Origin of the sequence: Hydrocoleum sp. CS-953 (assembly GCF_002260545.1) — a bacterium.
Taxonomy (GTDB): Bacteria; Cyanobacteriota; Cyanobacteriia; order Cyanobacteriales; family Microcoleaceae; genus Trichodesmium.
The window spans coordinates 1-2,288 of record NZ_LGSU01000149.1 but is presented as its reverse complement, the minus strand read 5'-3'; the positions used below and the strand labels follow the sequence as shown (position 1 = coordinate 2,288).

General features: G+C 36.9%; 3 protein-coding genes. All 3 read left to right on the top strand.

Going from position 1 to position 2,288, the window contains the following annotated elements; all coding sequences use genetic code 11:
* The first annotated feature begins 22 nt into the window (after nucleotides 1-22).
* The 3 genes from AFK68_RS01120 to pyrR all read left to right on the top strand — a co-directional run bounded on the left by AFK68_RS01120 (nucleotide 23) and on the right by pyrR (nucleotide 2,178).
* Nucleotides 23-466 (top strand): RrF2 family transcriptional regulator, encoded by a 444-nt coding sequence (locus AFK68_RS01120; protein ID WP_094670966.1) that lies wholly within the window; start codon nucleotides 23-25, stop codon nucleotides 464-466.
* A gap of 98 nt (nucleotides 467-564) precedes the next feature.
* Nucleotides 565-1,602 (top strand): adenosylcobinamide-phosphate synthase CbiB, encoded by a 1,038-nt coding sequence (gene cbiB, locus AFK68_RS01115; RefSeq protein WP_094670964.1) that lies wholly within the window; start codon nucleotides 565-567, stop codon nucleotides 1,600-1,602.
* 45 nt (nucleotides 1,603-1,647) lie between these two features.
* Nucleotides 1,648-2,178, top strand: a complete 531-nt coding sequence (gene pyrR / locus AFK68_RS01110; RefSeq protein WP_094670962.1) for a bifunctional pyr operon transcriptional regulator/uracil phosphoribosyltransferase PyrR — start codon at nucleotides 1,648-1,650, stop codon at nucleotides 2,176-2,178.
* Nucleotides 2,179-2,288 lie beyond the last annotated feature (110 nt).

Below are 2,288 nucleotides of genomic sequence, written 5' to 3'. Positions count from 1 at the left end.
CTTTATAATTAATAACAATACAATGAAGTTAACTACTCGTGGACATTACAGTGTTAAGGCACTTTTAGATTTAAGCTTACAACAAAGTAATACTCCAGTATCTGTCAAAGAAATAGCACTACGTCAAGACCTACCTGTAGCCTATCTTGAAAAGTTATTAATAGATATGCGTCGTGCAGGTTTAGTTATATCATTTCGTGGCGCTCAAGGTGGATATCAACTAGCTAAATTACCAGCTCAAATATCTCTAGGACAAATACTAGAATCTGTTGGTGAAACAATCGAACCTTTGCCTCGATATGCTCCTGATAGTAACCAGGCAGAAGACTGGGTTACTTATTGTATATGGCATCGACTCCATAAAAAACTTTCTGAAGCTCTTTACAATATTTCCCTAGAAGACTTATACTACGATGTCCGTAGTTGGCAAGCTGTAGTAGGAGAAGAAACAAATTTTGTTGTTTAGTTTTTGATAGCTTGAGTGTAAAGTTGTAAAAGTTAATCAGCATTTAGATGATTGACAATGATGATTCACTAAAATAAATTTATAATTATTTAATTACTGTGACTTATAACTATAGCTTTATTGTTGTTTTTATAGCTGCTTACCTAGATTATTTGATTGGCGATCCTTGGAGTTGGCCACATCCTGTAAAAGCCATGGGTTGGATAATTACTCATTACATTCAACTGATTTTTCAAATCAGTAAACGTCATAGAGAGAACTTCCCTGTAGTTATACTGAGATTGGTAGGTATTTTATTGGCAGTCACTCTTGTTTTCGGTAGTGGAATTATTAGTTGGTTAATTGTTCAAGCTTTACGAATAAATTTTGTCCAATTTCCTTTATTAACAGTAATATTAGAGAGCATTCTATTAGCTAGCTGTTTTGCTGGTAAAAGTTTAAATACCGCAGCTAAAGATGTACTTCAACTTGTTGTAAATGGTAATTTAATTCAAGCACGTCAAACATTAAGTTTGTATGTAGGTAGAGATACAGAAAACTTATCAATTTCAGAAATATTTCGTGCAGTTTTGGAAACAGTAACAGAAAATGCTACAGATGGAGTAATAGCACCATTATTTTATGCTTTAGTAGGGGCGATAATACCTAATGTTGGCAGTGTACCTCTGGCCTTTGCTTACAAAGCTGCCAGTACATTAGACTCAATGGTAGGCTATAAAGAAGCACCTTATACCGATCTAGGATGGTTTAGTGCCAAACTAGAAGACGTTTTAACCTGGCTACCTTGTAGGTTAAATGTGCTGACTATAGCATTTCTCTCTGGCAAACCTCTATACGTTTGGAGGATATGTCAAAGGGATGCAGTGAAAGACCCAAGTCCTAATGCTGGTTGGAGTGAGTGTGCTTATGCTGCAACATTAGGGGTGCAAATGGGTGGTGCTAATTCTTACAAGGGGGTGGTTAAAAATAAACCCCTATTGGGAGACGCCACTCATCCAATTACAGCAGAAACGATTGATCGAGCATTACGGTTAACTCGGTACTGCTTTTTAATATGGTTGGGATTATCAGTTATCAGTTATCGGTTTGTAGGGACGTTGCATGCAACGTCCCTACAGTTATCGGTTCACAGATAACTTTTGAACTTTGAATTTTAACTTGTATTTGTGGTGGGTGAATAAATGAGCAATACAGTAGAAATTTTATCAGCAGAGGAGTTACGACGTACTGTTACTCGTCTAGCTTCCCAAGTAATTGAAAAGTCAGGAGATTTATCTCAACTGGTATTATTAGGTATTCATACCAGAGGAGTTCCACTAGCAAAAATTTTGGCAAATCAAATTGAATTACTAGAACAAGTTAAGGTACCTGTCGGAGCATTGGATATTACTTTTTATCGGGATGACTTGTATCAAGTGGGAATACGAACACCAGCTAAAACAGAAATTCCTGTGGATATTACTGGTAAGATTGTGGTGTTAGTTGATGATGTGATTTATAAAGGTCGAACAGTACGAGCTGCTTTGAATGCAGTTGTGGAGTATGGTCGCCCAGAAGTAATTAGATTAGTTGTTTTGGTGGATAGGGGTCATCGGGAATTGCCTATTCATCCAGATTTTACAGGTAAAAAATTACCTACTGCTACAGAAGAGCAGGTGAAGGTTTATGTGCAAGATATTGATGGCAGGGATGGGGTAGAGTTATTTAAGTAGATAGGAATTTTTCAAAGATATCTAATTATATAGAATCCGGTTAAATACTTATTGTATCGCTCTAGGAGTCAGGAGGTAGGGACGTTGCATAAGGGCGTCCGTACGGAGTC